This is a genomic window from Solimonas aquatica (assembly GCF_900111015.1).
Lineage (GTDB): Bacteria > Pseudomonadota > Gammaproteobacteria > Nevskiales > Nevskiaceae > Solimonas > Solimonas aquatica.
On the sequence record NZ_FOFS01000013.1, the window covers coordinates 56,639 to 81,452 of the forward strand.

Below are 24,814 nucleotides of genomic sequence, written 5' to 3' on the forward strand. Positions count from 1 at the left end.
GGCAGCTTGAGACTGAATGATGGCGGCATCGGTTCAGTGGCTGCAGCGCCTGGTTTTGCCGCGCAAGCTGCGGGCCAGCATGGGACAGCGCAGCTTGGCGAGGTCGCGATGGCGGGTTACGGCGCTGCGCGCCTGCCTCGCCCCTACGGTTTGCTTGTCATACCCGCGCAAGCGGGCATCCAGTGCGCGGTATGAGGCGAGTGTTGCAACTGATCGCTGCCCCCCGCTTGCGCGGGAATGACGGGGGGCAGCGGGCAAGCCCGCGCCTGCGCGCGCGCGTTCAGATCAGCAGGCTCTGCTGCGGCGCTTCGACAGGATCGAAGAAATTGCTCAGGCCCACGCCCACCAGGCGATAGCGCGTCTGCTCCGGTTCCTCCACGCGCTCGCGCAGATCCAGAGCGATGCGCGTCAGCGTCTCGACATCGGCCGGCGGCTCGCGCGGCGTGGCGCTGCGGGTGAGGATGCGGAACTCGCGGGTCTTGAGCTTGAGCACCACGGTGCGCGCCACGCGCCCGCTCTTGCGCGCGCCCTCCCAGGTCTTCACCGCCAGCCGGCGGATGTGCGGCTCCAGTGCGGACAGCGGCAGGTCCTGTTCGAAGGTGTCTTCGGCGGAGACGGACTGCGTGGGGCGGTCGCTGCATACCGGATGAGAGTCGATGCCCTGCGCCAGCTCGGCCAGACGCGTGCCGTAGCGGCCGAAACGTTCCTGCAGCTCGGCCAGGCTGCGCGCGCGCAGCTCGCCCACGGTGCGCACGCCCAGCTCCGCGAGCCGGCCTTCCATCACCTTGCCCACGCCGGGCAGGCGCGCCACCGGCAGCGGCTCCAGGAACTCCAGCACCTGATGCGGGCGGATCACGAACAGACCATCGGGCTTGCGCCAGTCAGAGGCGATCTTGGCCAGGAACTTGTTGGGCGCCACGCCGGCCGAGGCGGTGAGCTGCAGCTCCTCGCGGATGTGCGCGCGGATGGCTTGCGCCACCTCGGTGGCGGTGGCGAGCTGCTGCTTGTTCTCGCTCACGTCCAGATAAGCCTCGTCCAGCGACAAGGGCTCCACCAGATCGGTGTGCTGCAGGAAGATCGCGCGCACCGCGCGCGAGACCGCGCGGTAGCGTGTGAAGTCCGGCGGCACGAACACCGCTTCCGGACACAGACGCTCGGCGCGCAGCGCCGGCATCGCCGAACGCACCCCGTAGCGTCGTGCCTCGTAACTGGCGGCGCAAACCACCGAACGCGCGCCGCGCCAGGCCACCACCACCGGGCGGCCGCGCAGGCTGGGGTCGTCGCGCTGCTCCACGGAGGCGTAAAACGCGTCCATGTCCACGTGGATGATCTTGCGCACGAGCGGGTTCACCGGAACAATCGGGCTTGATCGGCTTTGGACGGGACGCTGCGCATCGCGCGACTGTAGCGAAGCGGCGGCAATCCGGCAGCCCTTTTCATTCATCGCCGGTCCATGCACAAACCGGCATATCGAGCCGACCCAGGTACCACCGAACCCTCATGCCCTCCGCCACGACGCCGATCAACCTCCTGCGCCTGTGCTGCGCCATGCCGCTGCTGCTGGTTTGCGCTCTGGCCCGCGCACAGCCGGCCACGCCGCCGGCCGCCGAAACCCCAGCAGAAGCGCCAGCAGAAGCCCCAGCAGAAACTGCCAAGCCGACGCTGGCCGAGCGCGTCGATCAGACCAGCAGCCGCATCGAGAACATGCTGGAGCGCAGCTCGCACTGGGTGGATGATCTGTTCAGCTCGGAGGCGCAGCGGCCGCTGAAGCCGGCCAAGAAGCCCTACGGCACGCTGGAGATCAGCGACAACTGGTCGCAGTTCTACGGCAACCGCCCGCGCGTGCGCTTCGATGCACGCGTGGACCTGCCGGCGCTGCAGAACCGCCTGTCCGGCTTCATCGGTCGCAATGACGACGAGGATTTCATCCGCGACCGCTCCGACAACAGCCTGCTGCGCTCGCGCTTCCCGCGCGTGGAGACGCAGGACCAGTGGCTGGCCGGCCTGGGCTATTCCCTGCCCAGCAATGACGTCTGGTGGGCGGACTTCCGGGTGGGCGTGCACCGCATCGTCGGCACCGAGCTGTTCGTGCAGGCGCGCGGCCATTACAACGCCTATGCCGACTCGCTGAATCTGATCCATCTGCGCGCCACGCCGTTCTGGACCTCGCGCCAGGGCCTGGGCTTCACCACCGGCGCCGACTACAGCCACGTCTTCAGCGAGCGCCTGCTGTTCCGCTGGGGCAACATCGGCACCGTCTCCGAACACCGTCAGGGTCTGGACTGGCGCAGCACCTGGACGCTGTACCAGGCGGTGGGCCAGTACGCGGGCCTGGCTTATGAACTGTTCGTGCGCGGCGAGACCGGCGACGACGTGCCCCTGCACGAATACGGCCTGCGCACCACCTTCCGCCACCCCCTGCTGGCACGCCGCCTCTACGGCGAATGGGTGGTCGGCTACAGCTATCCGCGCGAGGACGTGACGGACCGGCGCGACGGTTCGGTGCAGGTGGGCGTGGGCGTGGAGATGCCCTTCGGCAAGCGGCCGTGAGCGCGTGGCAATGCTCTGAGAGCTTGCTGAAAAACGCCATCCCTGGCGTTTTTCAGGTCGCTACGGAAAAGCGCGGTTTTCCTACGCTCCCGGCCATCAAGCGCTTGCGCGCTTGATGGCCGTTGGCACCTCCATGTGCCAAGCACAGCGTGCCGAAAACGTCGTTTTTCAGCACGCTGCTAAACTGCCCGGATGCGGAACCCTCGCAGCCCTGCGGCGGTCTGCCACCTCATATAACGAATGCTGGAGAGCTTCATGTCCGTGACCGCCCGCTCGCTTCTTCTGGCCAGCTTCGCCACGCTCAGCGCCTGCGCCGGCACGCCGGTGGCCGACGCCGGGCTGCGCTGCGCCGGGCGCTGCGAGACGCACGAGGACGGTTACCAGTGGGCTCAGAGCGGCACCCTGTCCGATCCCAAGCAGTGCGAGGGCTATAGCCTCGAATTCACGCGCGGCTGCAAGGACGCGGTAAACGACTTCAGCCAGATGCGTCCGTACTCGCAGGGACTGTAAGGTCTGTGTCCCTTGCACGGCCGCCACCGCGCCCTGCGGCCGCTTGAACACCCGGGAGTCGCCACCAATGCGCGTGCTCGCAGCTGCGGTACTGAGCCTGCTGCTGGCCAGCGCCGCCGCGCAGGCGCAGGACCAGGCCATGGCCGAGCGTCTCAAGCCCTGCGCCGCCTGTCATGGCGAAGGCGGGCATTCGCGCGACGAGGTCTATTACCCCTCCATCGCCGGCAAGCCGCAGGGCTATCTGCAGCAGCAGCTGCGCAATTTCCGCGAAGGCCGCCGCCACAACACCGTGATGGCCGAGCTGCTGGCGCCGCTGTCCGATGACTATCTGCGCGCCATCGCCGCCTACTACGCCCAGCAGCCGCCCACGCTCGCCGCCCGCGAGCCGGTGGCCGATGCCGCGCTGCTGGCGCGCGGCGCGAAGCTGGTGCGCGAAGGCGATGCCGCACGCCAGCTGCCGGCCTGCAGCCGCTGTCATGGCGGGCAGCTGGCCGGCGTGCAGCCGGCCATCCCGAGCCTTGCCGGCCTGGGCCGCGACTATCTTTCCGCGCAGCTCGGCGCCTGGCGCAGCGGCGTGCGTCAGGCGCTGGCGCCGGACTGCATGGCGCAGATCGCACGCAAGCTCGACGAGGCCGAGATCAACGCGCTCAGCGCCTACATCGCGGCGCTGCCGGTGAACGCACAGACGCGGCCGGCCGAACATCCGGACGGCAAGCTGCCGCTGGACTGCGGGAGTGTGCCGTGAAGCGCTGCTGGCTCTGTCGCGCCGGTCTGCTCCTGCTGCTGCTCAGCGCCGCGCTGTGGCTGTACTGGCCGGCCTTGTATCGCCCGGCGATTGCCGACAGCGTGCTGCCGATGAGTCCTGCGCAGATCGAGCGCGGCGCCTATCTGGCGCGCGCCGGCAACTGCATCGCCTGCCACACGCAGCCCGGTGCGCCCGAGTACAGCGGCGGACGGCGCATCGCCACGCCCTTCGGCGATGTCTACAGCAGCAATCTCACGCCGGATGTGGACACCGGCCTGGGCGCCTGGCGCGCGGCCGACTTCTACCGCGCCCTGCACGAAGGCCGCTCGCGCGACGGCCGCCTGCTCACGCCGGCCTTTCCCTATCCCAATTACACGCGCATCACGCGCGCCGACAGCGACGCGCTGCTGGCCTATCTGCGCACGCTGCCGCCGGTGCGTCGCGCACCACGCGCCGCCGAGCTGCGCTTTCCTTACAACACGAGCTTGGCGCTGCAGCTCTGGCGACGCCTGTACTTCCGGCCTGCTGAGTTCGCGGCCGATGCGCAGCGCAGCGCCAGCTGGAACCGCGGCGCGTATCTGGTGGATGGTCTGGGCCATTGCAATGCCTGTCATGCGCGGCGCGACTGGCTGGGCGGCGTGCGCGATTCACGCGCCTATGCCGGCGGCGAGATCGCCGGCCTGGACTGGGAAGCGCTGCCGCTGACACGCGAACCGCCGCTGGACGATGCGCAGGCCGGCGAATGGCTGGCGCTGCTGAGCAGCGGCGTGTCGCAGCGCCATGCCGTGAGCGGGCCGATGGCCGAGGTGGTGTTTCACAGCCTGCAATACCTGCACCGCGAAGACCTGGCGGCGATGATCGAATATCTGCGCAGCCTGCCGGGCGAAGCACAGACGCCGAAGCCCGATCGCATCAATGCGCGTCTGCTGCAGACGCTGCAGCAGCGCGGCGAGCAGGTGTATGGCGAGCACTGCGCGGACTGTCATGGCGAGCAGGGCGAAGGCAAGCCTTCGCACTATCCGGCGCTGGCGGGCAGTCGCCTGCTGGGCAGTCCGTCACCGGCCAATGCCATCCGCATCGTGCTTTATGGCGGCTATCCACCGAGCACGGCCGCCAATCCCATGCCCTACGGCATGCCGCCGTTCCGGCCGCAGCTGCGTGATGAGGATGTGGCAGCGGTGCTGACGTATGTGCGTTCGGCCTGGGGCAATCAGGCGGGAGCGGTGTTGCCGGCGCAGGTGGCGAAGCGCTAGCGGCGCGGCATCGTGTCTGCGAAGACTGCTGAGATGCTTGACCGTTGGTAGATTCGCGGCGTTGCGGTGTCGTCTGGCGCCTCAGATTCAGCTGTTTTTTTCTTGGTTTTTTCTCGATCTATTGGCTTCTTCCGCCGCCCTCCGGCGGCGGCGGCAGAAGCTCCCCCGTAGGTCGCTTCTGCTCTCTTTGCTTGTGCAAAGAGAAGTAAGCAAGAGAAAGCACACCCCAGCTCCGGCTGCGCGCGCTTGCTGGCGCAAGCGCCCTTCGCTGTGCAACGTGCTCGGGGCCGTTGCAGACACGCCATCCTGGCGTGGCTGCTCTTTCGCCGGATTTCCATGTCCGGCTCTCCCCTGCGCTCGTCGCACAGCTCAGCGCCAGAGACGGGGACCCCAACATCAAAAGCAACAGCGTAGCGACGCTCCGTGCTCAAAGCTGCTATTGCTGTTGCCGTGGCTTTGCTTTTAAACCCCCTTTGCCTCGCACCGAGCAGCGCAGCGAGCGCAGCGGGAGAATCGAACAGGAAGTTCGATTCAGTTGCAGCCGCGCCAGGGATGGCGCGTCTGCAACGGCCCCGAGCACGCGAGCAGCGCAGGCTGCCGCCGCCGCGACAGCGGCGACGGATGCGAGGCGTAGGGCGTGCTTTCTCTTGGGTACTTCTCTTTGCACGAGCAAAGAGAAGTACCTCGGGCGCCGAAGGGCGCACGAAACCAAGGCCGGATCAGGCAACAGCCCAAGCAGCAACAGCAAAACCCTGGCGGGTTACGTCGCTCGCGCGCCTAAGCCTCTCGACCGTACAGCCGCCCGCCACGCCTCAGGCAGCGCGCCGACCCACTTGCAGCTCGATGGCATTCATCAGATACGCCGCGTCCTGCCCCACATCGGCAAAACGCCCGGAGCCCCAGGTGTTCTGCCAGGGCAGGCCCAGGAAATACAGACCGCTGACCGGCGTGATGCCGCGCCGGTGCACCGGCTGACCACGACCGTCGAAGACCGGCGCTTCCAGCCAGCGGTAGTCACTGGTGAAACCGATCGACCAGATCACGCTGCCGATGCCCGCCTCGCGATAGTCCAGCGCGGTGATTTCCGCCTCCGGCTGCCAGACCGGCACATAGGGCGGCTCGACCGGGGCCTCGATGCCCTTGGCGGCGATGTACTGATCGATGCTGGCGCGGATCGCCAGATAGCTCTCGTCGGCACGATCCAGATTGCGGCGCAGGTCAGGCTCGAAGTGAACCTCGCTGCCGCACACATCGGCAAAGCGTCCGTAGAGCTTCATGCCCTCCACTGCGAAACGGCGCAGATCGATCTCGCGGCCACCGTCGCGGCCGGTGAGATAGTGATTGGTCTTCTCGCGTACCGTCTCCTTCTGCGGATGATCCTCGTAGGCAATCGCGTAGTAGCCGGATTCGGTGAGCCAGTCGGTGACCTCGCGGCCGCGATACACGCGCGGCGAACGCGGCGCAGTGCCCACGGCCAGATGCACCTGGCGTCCGGCCAGATGCAGGTCCTCGGCGATCTGACAGCCCGACTGCCCGGTGCCCACCACCAGCACCGCGCCCGGCGGCAGCTGCTGCGGATTGCGATACAGCGAGGAATGCAGCTGCGCGACGGACGCCGGCAGCCGTTCGGCGGCGCGCGGAATGATCGGCAGCTGATAACCGCCGGTGGCAATCACCACCTGCTGCGCCTGATAGTCGCCGGCACTGGTCTTCAGCTCGAAGCCGCCCTGCTTGAGCGGACGCAGGCGCTGCACGTCCACGCCCTCCAGCAGCGGCGGATTGAAGGACGCGACATACGCATCCAGGTAGGCGACGATCTCATCCTTGAGCATGAAGCCCTGCGGATCATCGCCGGCATAGGGAAAGCCCGGCAGACGGCACTGCCAGTTGGGCGTCACCAGGCAGAAGGAATCCCAGCGCGACTCGCGCCACTCGTTTGCCGCGCGCTTGCGCTCGAACACGCGATGCTCGATGCCGTGCTGCTTGAGATGCCAGCTGATGGCCAGGCCCGCCTGTCCGCCGCCGATCACGGCGACCGGAATATGCCTGACGCCGGTCTCGGCGCCACTGAACTTCAGATTCATCTCGCGCTCCTGCGACATGGCCTCAGACCCCGAAAGCTTCGACGGTCACCGTGGATTGCGGCGGGTACTGCTGGGCGCGGCGCTCGATCTCGGCGATCTGCGCCAGCGCATGCCCGCAGCCATAGCCGTACTTCTGCGCGACGCGCTCGCTGGCGTGGAGCAGCGCGTCGCGGCTGCGCTGCACGAACTCATCGCGGGCATAGGCCTGCTGCAGCACGAAAGCCTCCTGGATGGTGCTCGACGGCGAATAGCAGACGCTGGTGCTGTCATCCGGCCAGCGCACGCGGAAATGCATTTCCGGCATGAGTCGATTCCTCGGTGAACGATGCAGCCGGCGCAGCGCCGGCACCGCAGCCCATCAGCGGCTGCACGGCAAAATCCCAGGCCAGACGCCGCTGCCCGCCCAGGCTCAGATGCAGCTGCCGGCTGTCATCGCAGACACCGATGCGCGCCACCGCCAGCTCGCGCGCGGCAAAGCGCGCCAGCACCTTGCGCACCTGCTGCGGCTTCACCGCGAGCAGAAAGCCGTAGCTGGGAAAAGTGGACAGCAGCCAGTGCGCCCAGCTCACGCGCGCCGGTCGCGGCACGCTGTCCAGCTCCACTTGCGCGCCCACGCCCGAGCATTCCATCAGCATCAGCAAGGTGCCCAGTACCCCGGCCTGGCTGATGTCCTTGGCCGCGGCGCACAAGCCGTCCTCGGCCAGACGCGGCAAGACTTCCAGATCGCCACGCAGACGCGCCGCGGGCGCATCGGTGGCGGCGTTCCAGTGCGGATACGGCGGACGATACGCGCCACGCAGATCGGTGACGGCGATCAGCGCATCACCGGGCCGCGCCGCGAAGCTGCTCAGCAGCTTGCTGGCGCGGCCGAGGATGGCCACCGCCAGCTGCTCGCGCTCGCTGCGCAGATTGCTGTGCCCGCCCACCACCGGCACGCCATAGGTCTTCGAGGCCGCCGCCATGCCATCGAGCAGCTGCGCCTGCATCGCGGCATCCGCGCTCCAGCTGGCATCCACCACCGCCATCGGCCGTCCGCCCATGGCGTAGACATCCGAGACATTGACCATCACCCCGCACCAGCCGGCGAACCAGGGATCCTTGGCCACGAATTCGTTGATGAAGCCTTCGATGGCCAGCAGCAGATGCGTGTCGCCATCGGCAATCGCGGCGCAGTCATCGCCCACCGGCACCGCGGCCTTCGGGTCGGCGATGCCCAGGCGCGAAACCACCGAGGCAATATCGCGCTTGCCACGCAGGCCGCGACTGGCCTTCAGGCCCGCGACGATTTCATCGAGCAGCTGCGCGAACATCAGGCGGCCTCGCGCAGCTGCGTGTAGAAGCAGCGCTCGCGCGCGTGGCGCGGCGGGTAGTGTTCCAGCTGCGCCTGCATCAGCACATGCGGACGATTCTGCACGCTGATCGCTTCCAGGCCCTGCCAGTGCAGACGCTGGAACAGCTTCACGTTCTGCACCTGCACCTGCGCCAGAAAGCGCGTGCAGCCGCGCGCATGCGCCCGGCCCACCGCGTGCCGGATCAGCTCGCTGCCCAGCCAGGCGCTGCGCCGGTAATCCTGCTGCACCGCCAGCCGCGAGCCCTGCCAGAGTCCGGGCTGCCGCAGCGGATCGGCTCGATGGATGCGCACCGTGCCCACCACGCGCTCGCCGATGCCGGCGACGCAGGCGATGGCGGCGATCACGATGGCCTGCTCGTCAATCGCATCCCGGTCATCGTGCTCGAAGACCTGCTGCTCACGGCAGAACACCTCGCGGCGCAGCGCGGCACAGGCGGCGCGCTCCCAGCCGGCATCGACCTCCTTGATCAGATAGGCGCCGGGCATGAACACCGTGTTGGGCATTTGCATGGCGGCCTCCTCAGGCGGCAACCGCCGGCGCTTGCTGCGCGCGCTGCTCGTAGGCCGACAGCGAGGAGCAGGCGCCACACTTGCCGCAGCCGGCCTTGATCTCTTCCGAGCGCAGGCCGCCGGCCATCAGCATGCGGCCCAGGGGTTCCAGCAGCGCGCGCATGAAGTCGCTGCCGGGCGCTGGATGGTGTTCCAGCGGCGTGCCGCCATTGGGCACGAAGGGCACCACGAAGGGATACACGCCCAGGGCGATGAGCTGCTCGCTCATGCGCAGAATCGCCTCGGGCGTATCACCCAGACCGGCGAGGATGTAGGTGCTGACCTGGCCGCGCCCGAACACCGCCACGGCATCGGCGAAGGCCTGCAGGTATTGCTCGATGCTCACGCTCGCCTTGCCCGGCATGATGCGCGCGCGCACCTCGGGCGTGACCGCTTCCAGATGCATGCCCAAGCTGTCGATGCCGGCCTGCTTCAGGCGCGTGAACCAGACCGGATCGTCCGGCGGCTCGCACTGGCCCTGGATCGGCAGCGCCACCGCGCGTTTCACGCCGATGGCGCTCTCGCAGAGGATGGCCGCGCCGCGATCCGTGAAATTGGGCGTGCCGGTGGTCATCACCATGTGCTTGACGCCATCCAGCAGCACCGCCGCGCGCGCCACCTCGCCCAGCTGCTCGGGTGTCTTGCGGTTGATGGTGCGGCCGTTCTGGAGCGATTCACCAATCGAGCAGAACTGGCAGGACGTGCTGCGCCGTCCGTAGCGGATGCAGGTCTGCAGCACCGTGGTGGCGAGCACGTCCTGCGCATGCAGCTGCGCGATCTGCGAGTACGGCACGCCGTCGAGCGTCTGCAGGCGATAGAAGCGCGGACTCCTGGGCAGGCTGATCTGTGCCACCGGAATATCGCGCAGGCGCAGCGTGGCGCGGCCTTGCGCGTCGGCACGGTCCAGCGAAAACGGCGAGGCCGAGGCACTGCCGGTGTGCACCGGCACCATCAGGGTGCGGCCGTCGAGCGTCAGGGCCTTGTGATCGGAAGGCCCGGCGCCGCCGCGACGGCTGGGGGCGCCCTCATCGCTGGCCAGGCGCAGGCCTTGGGATTGCAGCTGCGTCATCAAATCCGTGGGAAGGTTCATCTTGCCTCCAGGGCGCAGGTCCGGCCTGCACATGCGCGGTGCTTGTGGCACGCGCGTCCAGATTCAGCGACAACAATTCCGGCCGCGCGTAATGGCCGACCGAGTCCATCATGCGTTTGCGCTTGGTGATCAGCGCCAGATCCAGATCCGCAAAAATCAGGCCTTCGCCCTCGCGCAGCGGTTCGCACAAGTGCTTGCCCTCCGGCGAGATGATTGCGGTGTAGCAGCCGCCGCGCAGCGCCTTCTGCAGACCCGGATCGGCGGTCAGCGACGCCACCTGCGTTTCGTCCAGCCAGGCCGTGGCATTGACCACGAAGCAGCCCGATTCCAGAGCGTGATGGCGCATGCTCACCTCCATCTGCTCGGCGAAGATCGGCCCCACCAGCGAGCCCGGGAACTGGCTGCAGTGGATTTCTTCGTGCTGGCTCATCAGCGCGTAGCGCGCCAGCGGGTTGTAGTGCTCCCAGCAGGCCAGCGCGCCGACGCGGCCAATGGCGCTGTCCACCACTTTCAGGCCGCTGCCGTCGCCCTGCCCCCAGACCATGCGCTCGTGATAGGTGGGCGTGAGCTTGCGGCGCTTGAGCAGCAGGCTGCCGTCGGCATCGAAAATCAGCTGCGCGTTGTAGAGCGTGCCGTGGTCGCGTTCGTTGATGCCCAGCACCACGACGATGCCGTGCTCACGCGCGGCATCGGCCACCGCCTGAGTGGCGGCGCCGGGCACGGTCACCGCCTGCTCGTAGAGCTGGAGGTGCGGCGGGCCCATGCTCACCGGCGGCGTGATGAAGGAGAAGTACGGGTAGTAAGGCAGCACGGTTTCGGGGAACACGATCAGCTGCGCGCCTTCGCGCGCAGCCGATGCGATCGCCGCCAGCACCTTGGCCAGCGTGCCTTCGCGACTGCCCAGCACCGGCGAGAGCTGGGCAGCCGCGGCCTTGACGATGCGCGAGGCCATCGCGCGCTTCACACCGTCCAGGTGTGCAGCATGAAGGCGTTGTCGTTGCGGTGCAGGAGAATCAGGTCCAGCACGTCGAGCGGATTGATCGGACGGATGCCCGGCTGCAGCGAGGGCTCGCCATGACCGTAGAGCGCCTGCAGCGCGAAGCGGCAGGCGTAGACCTTGCCGCCTTCATCCATGAAGGCCTTGAGCTGATTGTTGAAGTTCTGATGACCGGGAAAGGCTTCGTCGCCGATGGTGGGAAAACCGCGCTGGATGCCCAGGGTCACGCCCGGACCGTAGAGCAGCACCGAGGTTTCGAAGCCCTTGCGCAGCAGACGCTTGGCCTGCAGCAGATTGACCAGACCGATGGAGCCTTCGAAGGCCACGGTGTGGAAGGTGACCAGGGCCTTCTCGCCGGATTTGGCTTTGACGTCTTCAAACACCTTCTCTTCGTAGTCAACGAAGAAATCACCTTTCTTGTGCGCGGGGGCGGTAACGGCAGGCATGTGCAATCTCCGAAAGCGATGTTGGTTGTCGATGGCCGCTGCGGACCGGCGGCTTCACCACGTCAAATCGCAACCGATGTGCCAGTTGTTGCATGGAATTTCGCGAGGCCATGCAATCAATTCGAGACAATTCTGTAAGCCTTCAAAATTTTTCTGGCACTGTCGCTGCATGACGATTGGAGCTTGAAGCCAGCAGGCTTTTCTCCAGGGAAGCCGTGCTTCGTTTCGAGGCGGCGCAGCGGCTTTTTAGTGCCTGCCCGCACCACAAAACACACTTTCGGATGCAATCAATGTCCAATCATTCCAAGCGCTGGGCCCTGGCCTTGCGCGGCAGCGACAGGCCGGCTTACCTGGCGATTGCCGATGCCATTGCCGAGGACATCCAGACCGGCGCGCTGAGCGCCAGCCAGCGCCTGCCCACGCTGCGCAAGCTCGCGGCGGACCTGAAGCTGAACTTCACCACCGTGGCGCGCGGCTATGGCGAGGCGCAGAAGCGCGGCCTGATCGATGCGCGTCCCGGTCAGGGCACCGTGGTGCGCGAGCTGGTGGCCAGCCAGCCGGTGCACCGGCCGCGCGCCGGCGGCCTGCTGGACATGACCATGAACATGCCGCCGGAGCCGCGCGATCGCGCGCTGCTGGAGCGTCTGCGTCAGGGCCTGCTGGGGCTGGCCGAGCATGATCCCTACGAGCTGCTGCGTTACTGCGAATTCGGCGGCAACGTGGAGGAACGCGAGGCCGGCGCCTGGTGGCTGCGCAAGCGCGTGCCCGAGCTGCATCATCAGCGCGTGCTGCTCTGTCCCGGCGTGCAGTCGGCGCTGCTGGCCTTGTTCGCGGTGCTGGCGCGGCCGGGCGACAGCATCGCCTGCGAAGCCGTCACCTACCCCGGCATCAAGGGGCTGGCCACGCAGCTGGGCATCCGCCTGCAGGGTCTGCCGGCCGATGATGAAGGCATCGACCCCGACGCCTTCGCCGCACTCTGCGCCGCCGAGCCGCCGAAGGCCTTGTACTGCAATCCGGTGTATCTGAATCCGACCACGGCGGTGATGTCGCTGGCGCGGCGGCAGGCGGTGGTGGAAATCGCGCGCCGCTACAGCGTGCCGATCATCGAGGACGATGCCTACGGTCTGCTGCCCAGCGAGGTGCCGCCGACGCTCACGGCGCTGGCGCCGGAGCTGAGCTTCTACGTCACCGGCTTTGCCAAGCATCTGGGTGCGGGCCCGCGCGTGGCGTATCTGTGTTCACCCAATGCCCGCTACGCCGCGCGTCTGGCCGCCACGCTGCGCACCACGGCGGTGATGAACTCGCCGCTGTCCTGTTGCCTGGCGCGGCGCTGGATACAGGACGGCACGGTGGAGGCGGTGACGCTGGCGATCCGTGAAGAGTCGCGTCAACGCCAGCTGCTGGCGCGCCAGATCCTCAAGCGCGCCGAATACCAAAGCAAGGCCGAGGCCTTTCATCTCTGGCTCTCGGTGCCACCACCCTGGAACCGCATCGAATTCGCCGCGCACCTGCGCGCGCATGGCGTGGGCGTGGTGATCGCCGACACCTTCACCGTCAGCGGTCCGGTACCGGAAGCGGTACGCGTCTGCCTGGGCGGCAGCGCCTCGCGCGAGGACTGCGCGCACTCGCTGGAAATCATCGAAGACGCCATCGAGCAGGCACCGGAGCTGGCCTCGCGGGTGCTGTGAGGTCCGTGAGATGTGCGCGTCGCAGCAACCGTAGCGCGGGTAAGCTCTCGTAGGGCGGGTTAGGCGCGTGAGCGCCGTAACCCGCCGGGCTTTGCTGTTGGTTGCTTCGTGTTGTTCTCGATCTCGCCTTGGTTTCGTGCGCCCTTCGGCGCCCGCCGCAGAAGCTCCTCCGTAGGTCGCTTCTGCTCTCTTTGCTTGTGCAAAGAGAAGTAGGCAAGAGAAAGCACACCCTACGCCTCGCATCCGTCGCCGCTGACGCGGCGCCGGCAGCCTGCGCTGCTCCGCGTGCTCGGGGCCGTTGCAGACGCGCCATCCCTGGCGCGGCTGCTCTTTCGCCGAACTTCCTGTTCGGCTCTCCCACTGCGCTCGCTGCGCTGCTCGGTGCGAGGCAAAGGGGTTTAAGAGCAAAGCCACAGCAAAGCACGGCGCAGCGACGCTCGTCGCGCGAAGCTGCTGTTGCTTTTGATGTTGGGGTCCCCGTCTCTGGCGCTGAGCTGTGCGGCGCGCGCAGGGGAGAGCCGGACACGATGTCCGGCTCAGTTGCGTACAGGCCATGGATGGCCTGTATGCGACGGCCCCGAGCACGTTGCACAGCTCAGGGACCCGCGCAGCGGGCGCCAGAGCCGGGGTGTGCTTTCTTTTGGTTCCTTTTCTTTGCACAAGCAAAGAGCGAAGCGACCTACGGGGGAGGCTTCGCGGACTCCGCCGCCGAAGGGCGGTGGAAGAAGCCAATAGATCAAGAGCAGCGCAAAGCGCAGAATGGCAAAGCCAAGGCGGGTTACGGCGCTATCGCGCCTAACCCGCCCTACGTATCTGCACACTACTTCGGGCACGCGCGACGGCGCGCCGCCATCAAACCATCGTGCCCGGCACCCACCAAGGTTTCAGCGCATCCATCGCCGGCAGGTATTCGTAACCCAATGTCTCCGCCACCGCGCGATAGGTGACGCGACCCAGATGGACGTTGAGACCTTCGCGCAGACCTGCATCATCGAGCAGCGCACGTTGATAACCCTTGTCGGCCAGCGCCAGCACATAAGGCAGCGTGGCATTGGTCAGCGCGAAGGTGGAGGTGCGCGCCACCGCGCCGGGCATATTGGCCACGCAGTAATGCACGATGCCATCGACCACGAAGGTCGGGTTCTGATGCGTGGTGGCATGCGAGGTTTCGAAGCAGCCGCCCTGGTCGATGGCCACGTCCACCATCACCGTGCCCGGCTTCATGTGCGCGAGCATGGCGCGCGTCACCAGCTTGGGCGCGGCAGCACCCGCCACCAGCACCGCACCGATCACCAGATCCGCCGTGGCCAGGGCCTGATCAATGGCATCGGCCGTGGAATACAGCGTGCCCAGACGGCCGTCGAACACCGTGTCCAGCCAGTTGAGCCGCGCCAGCGAGCGGTCGGCGATGCTCACGCGCGCACCCATGCCCACCGCAATCTTCGCGGCGTTGTAGCCCACCACACCGCCGCCGATGATCAGCACCTGCGCCGGCGGCACGCCGGGCACCCCGCCGAGCAGCACGCCATTGCCGCCCTGCGCCTTCTCCATGGCATGCGCACCGGCCTGGATCGACAGCCGTCCCGCCACCTCGCTCATCGGCGCCAGCAGCGGCAGACCGCCGCGACCGTCGCTGACGGTTTCATAGGCAATCGCCACGCAGCCGCTGTCCACCAAAGCGCGGGTCTGCGTGGGATCGGGCGCCAGATGCAGATAGGTGAACAGGAGCTGCTCCGGCCGCAGGAGCGGAAACTCCGAAGGCTGCGGCTCCTTGACCTTCACGATCATCTCGGCCGCCGCATACACCGCCGCCGCATCGGCCAGCACCGTGGCGCCGGCGCGCTGATAGTCCTCGTCGCGGATGCCGATGCCGGCGCCGGCCTGACTCTGGATCAGCACCTCATGGCCGCGCGCGCAGAGCTCGCGCACGCCGGCCGGCGTCAGTCCCACCCGGTATTCGTGGTTCTTGATTTCCTTGGGGGTGCCGATACGCATCGCGGACTCCTGGCAGCTCGGGGGATGGTTCTGCCGCCGACCTTAGCGGCCGGCCGGCCGTCACGACCAGCGGGAAAGCCTTCAGCGGGCGGCTTGCAGGACCTGGGCGGCTAGCACAAAACCGGCAAGCCCGCATTGACGTCGGTAGATGATAATATTTCTCAGTAGCATCATAATTCGCATCAATTGCAGTATTGGGAAATGGGGAGCGGATCCATCGTGTCACAGGGGCAATCCCGGGGCCTGGGTAGAGGCCGCGTCATCGTCTTGCTGGCGGCGGCCATGCTGGCCGCCTGCAGTGGCGGCAACAGCGGCTCGGCCGACAGCGGCGAGCTTTCCGCACAGGCCCAGCTGGGCAAGCTGCTGTTCGAGGACACCGCGCTGTCGGCTTCCGGCCAGCAGTCCTGCGCCAGCTGCCATGTGGAATCGCGCGCCTTTGCCGGCGACGACGCCCTGGCCGTGCCCCTGGGCGGACCGAACATGGACCTGCAGGGCATCCGCAACACGCCCTCGATCATGTATGCCTCCTTCACCCCGCCCTTTCATTTCGAGAGCGACGGCACGCCGGTGGGCGGCATGTTCCGCGACGGTCGCGCCAACACCCTGGTGGAGCAGGCGCAGGGGCCGTTCCTGTCGTCCTTCGAGATGGCCAATGCCGACGCCGCCGAGCTGATCGCGCGCCTCAAGACCCGTCCTTATCTTCCACAGTTCACCGCGCTCTACGGCAGCGCGGTGCTGGACACGCCTGCCACCGCACTGCAGCGCATGGCCCTGGCCATCGCCGCTTACGAGAGCGAAGACCCGAAGTTTCATCCCTTCAGCAGCAAGTACGACGCCTGGACCGCCGGCAAGGCCAGCCTGAGCGGCGATGAGCTGGCGGGCCTGGCGATCTTCAACGACGCCACGCGCGGCAATTGCGCGGGCTGTCATCCCAGCACGCCGGTCTCCAAATCCGTGCCGGCGCTGTTCACCGATTTCACCTACGACAATCTCGGCGTGCCGCGCAATGCGGACCTGGCCGTCAACGATGACGCCCAGACCCTGGCCTATGTGAACTACAACGGCACGGACGGCGTGCACCGCTTCTACGACACCGGCCTGTGCGGACCGGTCCGCGGCGACCTGGCCGACAAGACCGCGCTGTGCGGCGCCTTCAAGGTGCCGACCCTGCGCAACATCGCGCTCACCGCGCCGTACTTCCACAACGGCCGCTTCGCGACGCTGCAGGATGCGCTGCGCTTCTACGTCACCCGCGACACCGCGCCGCAGGACTGGTTCACGCTCAATGGCGACGGCACGGTGAACAAGTTCGATGATCTGCCGGCCGCGGATGGCGGGCAGTTCGTGGTCACGCCCCATCTCGCCGGCAGCGATCTGTCCTACCTGGGCAACGTCAACACCAGCGAAGTGCCCTACGAGCGCCACATCGGCCAGGCCGCGCATCTGAACAGCAGCGAGATCACGCAGCTGCTGGCCTTCCTCTGCACCCTCACCGACGGCTACGACCCGGCCGCGCCCGCCAGCTTCGCCTGGCCTGCGCAGTGCCCGCAGGCGCAGCCCTGACCCCATTGTCCTTACCGATTCACAGCCGGATGAACCGCATCATGAAAAAAACGCTCATCGCGCTTGCCCTCACCAGTTTCTCGCTCAGCGCCCAGGCCGCCGATTCCAGCAAGCAGGGCATCGAGCAGCGTCTCGACGCCCTGAGCCAGCAGGTGGAAGCCTTGCAGGCCGAGATCAAGCAGCTCAAGGCGCAGAACGAAGCGCTGGCCGCGCAGCAGGAACAGCAGGCCGCGCCCGCCGCGAACAGCAGCACGGCCAGCGCCGCAGCGACGGGCGCCGCCACGCTCTGGGGTTATGGCGAAGTCGTCTACTCGCGTCCCATCCATGATCCCGACAGCACGACCATGGACCTGGCGCGCGCGGTGGTGGGCGTGGGTTATCGCTTCAACGAGCGCACGCGCTTCAACTCGGAATTCGAAATCGAGCACGCCGTGGCCTCGGCAGATGACGAGGGTGAGGTGGAGGTCGAGCAGTTCTACATCGATCACAAGCTCGGCGCGCAGCTGGGCGCCAAGGCCGGTCTGTTCCTGATGCCGGCGGGCTACATCAATCAGTCGCACGAGCCGAACCGTTACTACGGCGTGCGCCGCAATTTCATCGAGACCCTGATCATTCCCTCCACCTGGCGCGAAGGCGGCGCCGCGCTCTACGGCAGCACGGCGAGCGGTCTGTCCTGGGAAGGCGGCGTGACCACCGGCGTGAACTTCGCCGACTGGAACTTCATCGAAGTGCCGGAGCTGGAAGACCAGGCGGTGCTGGCGGCCACGCATCAGGAACTGATGAACGCCGACGCCTCGCATCTGCAGGAATATCTGGCGCTCAACTACAACGGCATCCCCGGCTACAACCTCGGCGCCAGCGTCTACACCGGCAATGCCACGGCGCCGACCTCCACCAGCGATCTCTCGCCGCTGCGCGTGACGCTCTGGGAAGCGCACACGCGCTGGACGCCGGGCGACCTGGATCTCTCCGCGCTGTATGCGCGCGGCACGGTGTCCAATACCGCCGAGGCCAATGGCCTGTATCCGGGCGCGGTGAATCCGATTCCCTCATCCTTCTTCGGCTACTACGCGCAGGCCGCCTACGCGGTGTGGAAGAACCAGGAGCAGCGTCTGGTGCCCTTCGCGCGCTGGGAACGCTACAACCTCGCGCACGACTACAAGGGCCTGATCAGCGGCGCCACGGTCGGCCCCAAGCCCACGGAAACGGTGTGGACCTTCGGTGCCAGCTACTACCTGAATCCGCAGGTGGTGATCAAGGCCGACTACCAGATGTTCGACCTCGACGACAGCCTCGACCGCTGGAATCTCGGCCTGGGTCTGGCCTTCTAGTTTTATACTGCGCGCAATGAATCCCGCTCTACCCGACACGCAGCAAGACGCCGGCACCCGCCGGCGTCTTGCTGTGGCCGCGCTGCTGGTTCTGGGCCTGGCCTGCGGCACGCCGGCACGGGCCGACACCGTGTATCTGCCGCCCGAGCAGTTCATCCGCGAAGCCTTCAGCAAGACCCCGCCGCCGCAGTTCCTGTGGCTGGACGCCGCCACCCAGGCGCGCGTGCAGGCCGCGCTCGGACACAGCTATCCGCAGGCACGCATCCGCTACTGGCGCGGCGAGAACAAGAGCCTCTGGGTGCTGGACGAGATCGGCAAGGAATATCCGATCACCGCCGGCTTCGTGGTCAAGGGCGGCGTGCTGGAAGCCGCGCGCGTGCTGGTGTATCGCGAATCGCGCGGCGATGAGGTGCGTTACCCGGCCTTCCTCGAACAGTTCCACGGCGCGCGTCTGGTGGACGGCAAGCTCGACAAGCGCATCGACTCCATCTCCGGCGCCTCGATGTCGGTGGACGCCATGCAGCGCATGGCGCGCACCGCCCTCACGCTCGACGCCCTGGCGCCATGAGTCCGCATCGCGCGCAAAAACGCCATCGCATCGGCGTGCTGCTGCATCGCTGGCATCATCGCGCGGGTCTGTTCGCGGCGCTGTTCCTGATCTGGCTCGCCGTCTCCGGCCTGCTGCTCAACGAGCACGCGCTGCTGGGCCTGGACAGCACGCGCCTGGACTGGCCCTGGCTGATGCGCGCTTACGGCCTGCATGGCGAACAGACGCCCGCCTTCAGCGCCGGCTCTCACTACCTGCTCAACAACGAGGGCCAGACCCTGCTCGATGGCAAGCCACTGGCGCTGCCGATTCCCGAGGCCCTGGGCATGGTGGAACTCGGCGGCCTGCTCTATGTGGCCACGCCGATGAGTCTGGTGCTGCTCAAGGCCGACGATGGTCAGCGCATCGACGAGCTGCGCGCGCCGCCGCTGCCGGCCACGCCGCTGCGCCGCCTGGCACTGCACGACAACGCGCTGTTGCTGGAAGCGGACCAGCTTTACGCTTCGGCCGACGGCGAAAGCTGGCAGGCGGTGAACCTGACCAGCGCCAACTGGTCGCAGGCGCAGCCCCTGAGCGAGGCGCAGCAGGCCGCAGCCGGTCTTCGCCCCAGCCTGCCGCTGACGCGGGTGCTGGCGGATTTGCACAGCGGGCAGCTCTTTGGCACGGCCGGCAAGCGCGTCATTGATCTGGTGGCACTGGCGGCGATTCTGCTGGCCGTCACTGGCCTGTGGGCGACGCTGCGGCGGCGCCATCACCGGCCGCACTGAGAACTCAGTCTTCCTTCCTAACATGAAACCACGCCGCCGCCTGATGACGCCTTATCTCCTGCTCGCCGTCGGCCTGGGCCTGTGCGCTTACTACGGCCTGGCGCTGAGGCAGCTGCCGCGATACAGCGAGGCGGATATCGCCGCGTCCGCCGAACTCAACCTGCACCTGGATCAGCAGCGCACGCCCTCCTTGCAGAGCGAGCAGCGCGACAAGATCGTCGCCGAACTGCGCGAAGACATTGCCCGCGAACGCCGCGAACTGGAGACCGGTCTGGGCGCGGGACTCATCGCGCTGGTCGCGGCGCTGGGCAATTTCGTGCTCGTCGTGCTGCTGCGACGCGCCTCGCGACCCTAAGCCACGCGCCTCACAGCAGCTCGCTCCAGCGCGGCGCGGCCGCGAAGGCAGCATGGATCAGCCCCACATGCGAATAGGCCTGCGGGAAATTGCCCCACATGCGCTGCCGCTGCGTGTCGTAATCCTCCGAGAGCAGGCCCAGCGGCGACAAGGCCTCGTGGACGCGCGCCATCAGCGCCTTGGCCTGGGCACTGCTGCCGGTCATCGCCAGCGCCTCGATCAGCCAGAAGGTGCAGATCACGAAAGCCACGGTGGGCACACCCAGGCCGTCATCATCGCGATAGCGATACAGCCAGCCGCCGTGCGTGAGGCCATCGGCGATGGCCTGCACGGTCGAGACCAGACGCGGATCGTCCGGCGGCAGAAAGCGCAGCGGCACCAGCTGCAGCAGCGCGGCGTCGAGTTCCTGGCCGCCGTAGGCGCCGACGAAACTGTTCCGCTGCGCGCTCCAGGCCTGCGGCAGGATCTGCGCGCGCAGGCGGTCGGCCATTTCGCGGAACTCGCCGGCATGCAGCGGGCGATGCCGCTGCGCGATGCGCGCCACGCGGTCGATGCCGGCCCAGCACATCAGGCTGGAAAAGGTCTGCGGCTCCCAGGCCTTGCGGTATTCCCAGATGCCGGCATCGGGCGTGCCCGCCACTGCAGCAGCCTTGCGCGCCAGACGCTCCAGCAGATCCAGCGTGGCCACCGAACGATCATCGATGAAGCGGTCATCCAGGTAGATCGGTGCCAGCGCCAGAATCATCTCGCCGAAGACATCGTGCTGCCGATGCTGCGCCGCGGCGTTGCCGATGCGCACCGGCCCCAGGCCATTGAAGCCGGCCCAGTGCGGCAGGGTCTGCTCGTCCAGATCCCGTCCGCCGTCGATGCGATACAGCGGTCGCAGATCGAGTTCGGGCTCGTTGGCGGCGACGTTGAGCAGGTAGTGGATGAACTGCTCGCGCTCCTCGAAGTGTCCGAGCAGGCGCAGCGCGCCCAGCACGTAATACGAATCGCGCAGCCAGCAGTAGCGATAGTCCCAGTTGCGGCCGCTGCGATCCGGCGACTCCGGAATGGAGGTGGTGAGCGCCGCCGCGATGGCGCCGGTGTCTTCGTAGCAATGCAGCTTGAGGGCCAGTGCCGAACGGATCACTTCCTGCTGGTAATGCGCCGGAATATTGGAATGCTTGACCCAGCGCTGCCAGTAGCGGCTGGTCTCGGCCAGGAAACGCTCGGCCAGCAGCGGAATCGACTCGTCCACTTCCGCGCCCCAGGACAGAATCAGATGCCGTCTCTGGCTCAGCGCGAAGCTCTGTCCACCCAGGTATGAAAGCGGGATATCGGTGGTGAGCCGCAGCGGCGCGGCATAACCCTCATAGCGGATGTGATGGGAGCCCTGCACCGCCACCGGCACGCGCCTGGACCAGCCCAGCCTCGGCTCGCAATGCACACCGATCAGCGGCGTGCCCTCCAGCGGCTCGATGATGCGCAGCAGCTGCGTGGGCCGGAACATGCGGTTGTTCTGCATGAAGCGCGGTGCGAAATCCAGGATGCGGAATCGCCCGTCTGCGGTTTCAAAGCGTGTCTCCAGCACATTGGTATTGGGCAGATAGCGCTGCTCGCCGGGCACGCCGCTGGCCGGCCCCACCGCAAACTGCCCGCCGTCCTCATCCAGCAGCCTGCCGAATACCGGCTCGGAATCGAAACGCGGCAGGCAGCACCAGACGATCTGGCCGCTGCGCGCCACCAGCGCGGCGATCTGGCAGTTGCCGATCAGACCAAGATCTTCGAGTCGCATGGACAGGACCCTATCAAATAAAGACACACACCAAAACCACTGCCCATGCCGGTTTCGGCATTGCCACCGATTTTTCCTGGCCCTGCAATTTCCAGTGAGATTCCTGCATTTTGTGAGTCACTCCGGCATTTCGCCTGATGGTCCTGGGCTGCTTGCCTTGCGCCGCAATCGGCGTGCTAGCCTTCGGCGATGAAAAGCGCCACGCCTTCAGTCCTGATCTGGCTGGCACTGCTGAGCGTGCTGGTGGTCGGCGCCTGGTTCGCCGTCACGCACACCACGCGCCAGTGGTCGGAGCGTGATATCGATCTGCGCACGGAACTGGCCGTGAGCAGCGCGCGTCGCGCCCTGCTCTCCGCCTTGCACGGACAGGACACCCAGGATCTGCAGCTACTGCTCGGCGATCTGATCACCGACGAACGCATCATGGCGGCGGCGGTGTGCGATGCCGAGGGCAAGGCCCTGGCGGCCAGTGCCAGCTACCCGCCGGTGTTTTCCTGCCCCTCGCTGCTGGCGCGCGTACGCAGCGCGGTGCTGTCCGGCAACAAGCCCTGGCGGGAAAACGTGCCGCTCAAGCAGACCACGGTTTACCTGGCCGCGATTCCGCTGCTGGAGCAGGGCGAGCTGCGCGGCTTCGTGGTGCTGGTGCACGACTTGAGCTTCGTCTCGCGCCGCGAGCGCAGCGCGCAGCTGTTCCTGCTGCTGGCCTTCGTGGTGCTGGCGCTGGGCTCGGCCACCATCACCCTGGTGTCCTCGCGTCTGCTCTGGCAGGCCTGGAACAAGAGCCTGCGCCGCATCGCCAAGGGCGAGACCCAGGAAGTGGACAAGCGCCCGGAGTTCCAGCCGCTGCTCCAGGATCTGCGTGATCTGCTCGACCGTCTTGCCCAGGAAGAGCAGGCCGAACAGCACGGCGGCATCTGGAATCCGCAGCGGCTCAAGCTCACCCTGCGCCGGCACTTGCACGGCGAGCGCATCATCGTGCTGGCCAATCGCGAGCCCTATATCCATCAGCATGATGCGGAAGGCGGCATCGGCGTGGTGCATCCGGCCAGCGGTCTGGTCAGCGCGCTGGAACCGGTGATGCGCGCCTGCTCGGGCGTGTGGGTGGCACACGGCGCCGGCGATGCCGACCGCCAGACCGTGGACGCGCAGGATCATGTGCGCGTGCCGCCGGGCGAGGAGTCCTATCTCTTGCGCCGTCTGTGGCTGAGCGAAGAGCAGGAGCGTGGCTACTACTACGGCTTTGCCAACGAAGGTCTCTGGCCGCTGTGTCATGTCGCGCACGCACGGCCTACGTTCCGCACCGAGGACTGGCAGCAGTACCAGCAGGTCAACCAGAAATTCGCCGACGCGGTCTGCCAGGAAGCCAGCAGCGAGGACCCGGTGATTCTGGTGCAGGATTATCACTTCGCGCTGGCGCCGCGCATGCTGCGCGCGCGGCTGCCGCGCGCCACCATCATCACCTTCTGGCACATCCCCTGGCCCAACGTCGAGCAGATCAGCATCTGTCCCTGGCATCGCGAGCTGGTGGAAGGTTTGCTGGGCAGCAGCATCCTGGGCTTCCACACCCAGCAGCACTGCAACAACTTCATGGAAGCGGCCGATCATTTCATCGAATCGCGTCTGGACCGCGAGGACTTCGCGGTGATCCGTCACGGCCAGCGCACCCTGGTGCGCGCGTACCCGATTTCGGTCGAATGGCCGCATCACCATGCCAGCGAGGCGCCGCCCGCGGCGCAATGCCGCGCCGAACTCCTGGCACAGCTGCAGCTGCCGCCCGACACCTTGCTGGGCATCGGCATCGACCGTCTCGATTACACCAAGGGCATCGAGGAACGCTTCCGCGCCGTCGAGCGCCTGCTGGAAAGAGAAGCGGCGCTCATCGGCCGCTTCGTGTTCCTGCAGATCGCCTCGCCCAGCCGCACGCAGATCGAGCGCTATCAGCAGGTGAACCGCGATGTGGAGGAACTGGCCGCACGCATCAATGCGCGTTTCGGCCGCGAAGGCTGGCAGCCCATCCTGCTGCGCCGCCGCCACACCGAGCCCGCCGATGTGTTCAGGCTCTACCGCGCCGCGCAGCTCTGCTATGTGAGCAGCCTGCACGACGGCATGAACCTGGTGGCCAAGGAATACGTGGCCGCGCACGACGATGAACTGGGCGTGCTGGTGCTCTCGCAGTTCACCGGTGCCTCACGCGAGCTGCGCGAGGCGCTGATCGTCAATCCCTATGACATCGAAGCGGCCAGCGGCGCGCTGGCGCAGGCCCTGCTGATGCCGGCGGAGGAGCAGACCGCGCGCATGCGCGCGATGCGCCGTGCAATCTCGGAAGCCAATGTCTACCGCTGGGCCGGGCGCATGCTGATCGACGCCAGCCGCCTGCGCCGCCGCGAGCAGCTGATCGAGCTGCTGACCGATCAGCACGACTACCCCCTGGCACGCAGCGCATGATTCCGATCCTCAGCCCCGGTGGCCGCGCGGCACTGGCCGAATTCCTGCGACCCAACACCCTGCTCGCCTTCGACTACGACGGCACGCTGGCGCCGATCGTCGACGATCCCGCGCAAGCGCAGCTGCGCCCTCGCACGCAGCGCCTGCTGCAGGCGCTGGCACGACGCCGTCCGACCGCCGTGCTCAGCGGCCGCGCGCGCGCCGATGTGCTGCGTCTGCTGGCCGGCATTCCGCTGCTGGAGGTGGTGGGCAATCACGGCGCCGAGGCCTATGGCCTGCCGCCGCGGCTGGTGACCTTGAGGGTGGAGCAGTGGCGCCAGCAGCTGCAGGCGCGGCTGCAGGAATTTCCGGGCGTGCAGATCGAGGACAAGCGCTTGTCGCTGAGCCTGCACTATCGCCACTGCGATGATGCGGCCGCCGTGGAGCAGCAGCTGCGCAGCCTGTGTCGCGAGCTGCCCGGCGTGCGCCTGCTGGGCGGCAAATCGGTGCTGAATCTCCTGCCCGTCGACGCCCCGTGCAAGGGCCAGGGGCTGCGGCAGGTGCTGGAGCGCCTGGGCTGCCCGCGCGCGGTGTTCGTGGGCGATGACGAAACCGACGAGTCCGTGTTCCGCTGGCGCGATCCGCAGCGCCTGCTCGGCGTGCGGGTCGGCCGCTGCGAACGCACGGCGGCGGAATACCTGCTGGAGTCGCAAGCGGACATCGACGAGCTGCTGGAACTGCTGCGCGCGCCGCTGCGCTGATGCCTTGAGGCCCATCAATGCGCGGGCCTGC

General features: G+C 67.2%; 22 protein-coding genes. 12 read left to right on the forward strand and 10 right to left on the reverse strand.

The window, feature by feature from the left end; genetic code table 11:
* Positions 1 to 280 precede the first annotated feature (280 nt).
* Positions 281 to 1,339: a DNA polymerase IV gene (dinB, locus tag BMY12_RS15955; protein ID WP_093288772.1), complete on the reverse strand. Its 1,059-nt coding sequence runs from the start codon at positions 1,337 to 1,339 to the stop codon at positions 281 to 283.
* Between the two features lie 161 nt (positions 1,340 to 1,500).
* Between dinB and BMY12_RS15960 the strand changes: the two genes are divergently transcribed.
* The 4 genes from BMY12_RS15960 (at position 1,501) to BMY12_RS15975 (ending at position 5,058) form a co-directional block, all read left to right on the forward strand.
* Positions 1,501 to 2,550 carry a hypothetical protein gene (locus BMY12_RS15960; RefSeq protein WP_093288512.1) on the forward strand — a complete coding sequence of 350 codons (1,050 nt, stop codon included), beginning with the start codon at positions 1,501 to 1,503 and terminating at the stop codon, positions 2,548 to 2,550.
* A gap of 255 nt (positions 2,551 to 2,805) precedes the next feature.
* On the forward strand, positions 2,806 to 3,060 hold the full coding sequence (locus BMY12_RS15965) for a hypothetical protein (RefSeq protein WP_143068980.1): 255 nt from the start codon (positions 2,806 to 2,808) through the stop codon (positions 3,058 to 3,060).
* 67 nt (positions 3,061 to 3,127) lie between these two features.
* Positions 3,128 to 3,805, forward strand: coding sequence for a c-type cytochrome (locus tag BMY12_RS15970; RefSeq protein ID WP_093288517.1), 678 nt, complete (start codon positions 3,128 to 3,130; stop codon positions 3,803 to 3,805).
* Positions 3,802 to 5,058, forward strand: a complete 1,257-nt coding sequence (locus BMY12_RS15975) for a c-type cytochrome (protein WP_093288519.1) — start codon at positions 3,802 to 3,804, stop codon at positions 5,056 to 5,058. Before BMY12_RS15970 ends, BMY12_RS15975 begins: the two co-directional genes overlap by 4 nt.
* An 812-nt stretch (positions 5,059 to 5,870) precedes the next feature.
* Here the strand turns inward: BMY12_RS15975 and BMY12_RS15980 are convergent.
* The 7 genes from BMY12_RS15980 to BMY12_RS16010 are packed head-to-tail and all read right to left on the reverse strand — an operon-like array spanning position 5,871 to position 11,575.
* Complete coding sequence (locus tag BMY12_RS15980; RefSeq protein ID WP_093288774.1) at positions 5,871 to 7,142, reverse strand: MSMEG_0569 family flavin-dependent oxidoreductase; 1,272 nt, start codon at positions 7,140 to 7,142, stop codon at positions 5,871 to 5,873.
* 22 nt (positions 7,143 to 7,164) lie between these two features.
* Positions 7,165 to 7,446 carry an MSMEG_0570 family nitrogen starvation response protein gene (locus BMY12_RS15985; protein WP_093288522.1) on the reverse strand — a complete coding sequence of 94 codons (282 nt, stop codon included), beginning with the start codon at positions 7,444 to 7,446 and terminating at the stop codon, positions 7,165 to 7,167.
* Positions 7,409 to 8,452, reverse strand: a complete 1,044-nt coding sequence (locus BMY12_RS15990) for a sll0787 family AIR synthase-like protein (RefSeq protein ID WP_093288525.1) — start codon at positions 8,450 to 8,452, stop codon at positions 7,409 to 7,411. The genes BMY12_RS15985 and BMY12_RS15990 overlap by 38 nt, the downstream gene beginning before the upstream one ends.
* Positions 8,452 to 9,003, reverse strand: coding sequence for an MSMEG_0567/Sll0786 family nitrogen starvation N-acetyltransferase (locus tag BMY12_RS15995; RefSeq protein ID WP_093288775.1), 552 nt, complete (start codon positions 9,001 to 9,003; stop codon positions 8,452 to 8,454). Before BMY12_RS15995 ends, BMY12_RS15990 begins: the two co-directional genes overlap by 1 nt.
* Before the next feature lie 10 nt (positions 9,004 to 9,013).
* On the reverse strand, positions 9,014 to 10,111 hold the full coding sequence (locus tag BMY12_RS16000) for an MSMEG_0568 family radical SAM protein (protein ID WP_093288528.1): 1,098 nt from the start codon (positions 10,109 to 10,111) through the stop codon (positions 9,014 to 9,016).
* Positions 10,068 to 11,084, reverse strand: a complete 1,017-nt coding sequence (locus BMY12_RS16005) for a Nit6803 family nitrilase (protein ID WP_093288776.1) — start codon at positions 11,082 to 11,084, stop codon at positions 10,068 to 10,070. The genes BMY12_RS16000 and BMY12_RS16005 overlap by 44 nt, the downstream gene beginning before the upstream one ends.
* An 8-nt stretch (positions 11,085 to 11,092) precedes the next feature.
* A complete protein-coding gene (locus BMY12_RS16010; RefSeq protein ID WP_093288531.1) occupies positions 11,093 to 11,575 on the reverse strand; it encodes an MSMEG_0572/Sll0783 family nitrogen starvation response protein in 483 nt (160 codons plus the stop codon).
* A gap of 290 nt (positions 11,576 to 11,865) precedes the next feature.
* On the opposite strand from BMY12_RS16010, the gene BMY12_RS16015 reads away from it, so the two are divergent.
* A complete protein-coding gene (locus tag BMY12_RS16015; RefSeq protein ID WP_093288534.1) occupies positions 11,866 to 13,263 on the forward strand; it encodes an aminotransferase-like domain-containing protein in 1,398 nt (465 codons plus the stop codon).
* 852 nt (positions 13,264 to 14,115) lie between these two features.
* On the opposite strand, the gene ald is transcribed toward BMY12_RS16015, so the two are convergent.
* On the reverse strand, positions 14,116 to 15,258 hold the full coding sequence (ald, locus tag BMY12_RS16020; RefSeq protein WP_093288537.1) for an alanine dehydrogenase: 1,143 nt from the start codon (positions 15,256 to 15,258) through the stop codon (positions 14,116 to 14,118).
* A 219-nt stretch (positions 15,259 to 15,477) separates the two neighbouring features.
* Between ald and BMY12_RS16025 the strand changes: the two genes are divergently transcribed.
* The 5 genes from BMY12_RS16025 to BMY12_RS16045 are packed head-to-tail and all read left to right on the forward strand — an operon-like array spanning position 15,478 to position 19,821.
* Positions 15,478 to 16,821 (forward strand): cytochrome-c peroxidase, encoded by a 1,344-nt coding sequence (locus tag BMY12_RS16025; RefSeq protein WP_218140232.1) that lies wholly within the window; start codon positions 15,478 to 15,480, stop codon positions 16,819 to 16,821.
* 41 nt (positions 16,822 to 16,862) lie between these two features.
* Positions 16,863 to 18,152 (forward strand): putative porin, encoded by a 1,290-nt coding sequence (locus tag BMY12_RS16030; protein ID WP_093288779.1) that lies wholly within the window; start codon positions 16,863 to 16,865, stop codon positions 18,150 to 18,152.
* 16 nt (positions 18,153 to 18,168) lie between these two features.
* Positions 18,169 to 18,720, forward strand: coding sequence for an FMN-binding protein (locus BMY12_RS16035; protein ID WP_093288540.1), 552 nt, complete (start codon positions 18,169 to 18,171; stop codon positions 18,718 to 18,720).
* A complete protein-coding gene (locus BMY12_RS16040) occupies positions 18,717 to 19,466 on the forward strand; it encodes a PepSY-associated TM helix domain-containing protein (protein WP_093288543.1) in 750 nt (249 codons plus the stop codon). Before BMY12_RS16035 ends, BMY12_RS16040 begins: the two co-directional genes overlap by 4 nt.
* 43 nt (positions 19,467 to 19,509) lie before the next feature.
* On the forward strand, positions 19,510 to 19,821 hold the full coding sequence (locus BMY12_RS16045) for a hypothetical protein (RefSeq protein WP_093288546.1): 312 nt from the start codon (positions 19,510 to 19,512) through the stop codon (positions 19,819 to 19,821).
* Positions 19,822 to 19,831: 10 nt separating this feature from the next.
* Here the strand turns inward: BMY12_RS16045 and BMY12_RS16050 are convergent, their stop codons facing one another.
* Entirely contained in the window at positions 19,832 to 21,598 is a 1,767-nt protein-coding gene (locus BMY12_RS16050) for a glycoside hydrolase family 15 protein (RefSeq protein ID WP_093288549.1), read from the reverse strand.
* Positions 21,599 to 21,787: 189 nt separating this feature from the next.
* On the opposite strand from BMY12_RS16050, the gene BMY12_RS16055 reads away from it, so the two are divergent.
* A complete protein-coding gene (locus BMY12_RS16055; protein WP_093288552.1) occupies positions 21,788 to 24,043 on the forward strand; it encodes an alpha,alpha-trehalose-phosphate synthase (UDP-forming) in 2,256 nt (751 codons plus the stop codon).
* Complete coding sequence (gene otsB / locus BMY12_RS16060) at positions 24,040 to 24,783, forward strand: trehalose-phosphatase (protein WP_093288555.1); 744 nt, start codon at positions 24,040 to 24,042, stop codon at positions 24,781 to 24,783. The genes BMY12_RS16055 and otsB overlap by 4 nt, the downstream gene beginning before the upstream one ends.
* The last annotated feature ends 31 nt before the right edge of the window (positions 24,784 to 24,814 follow it).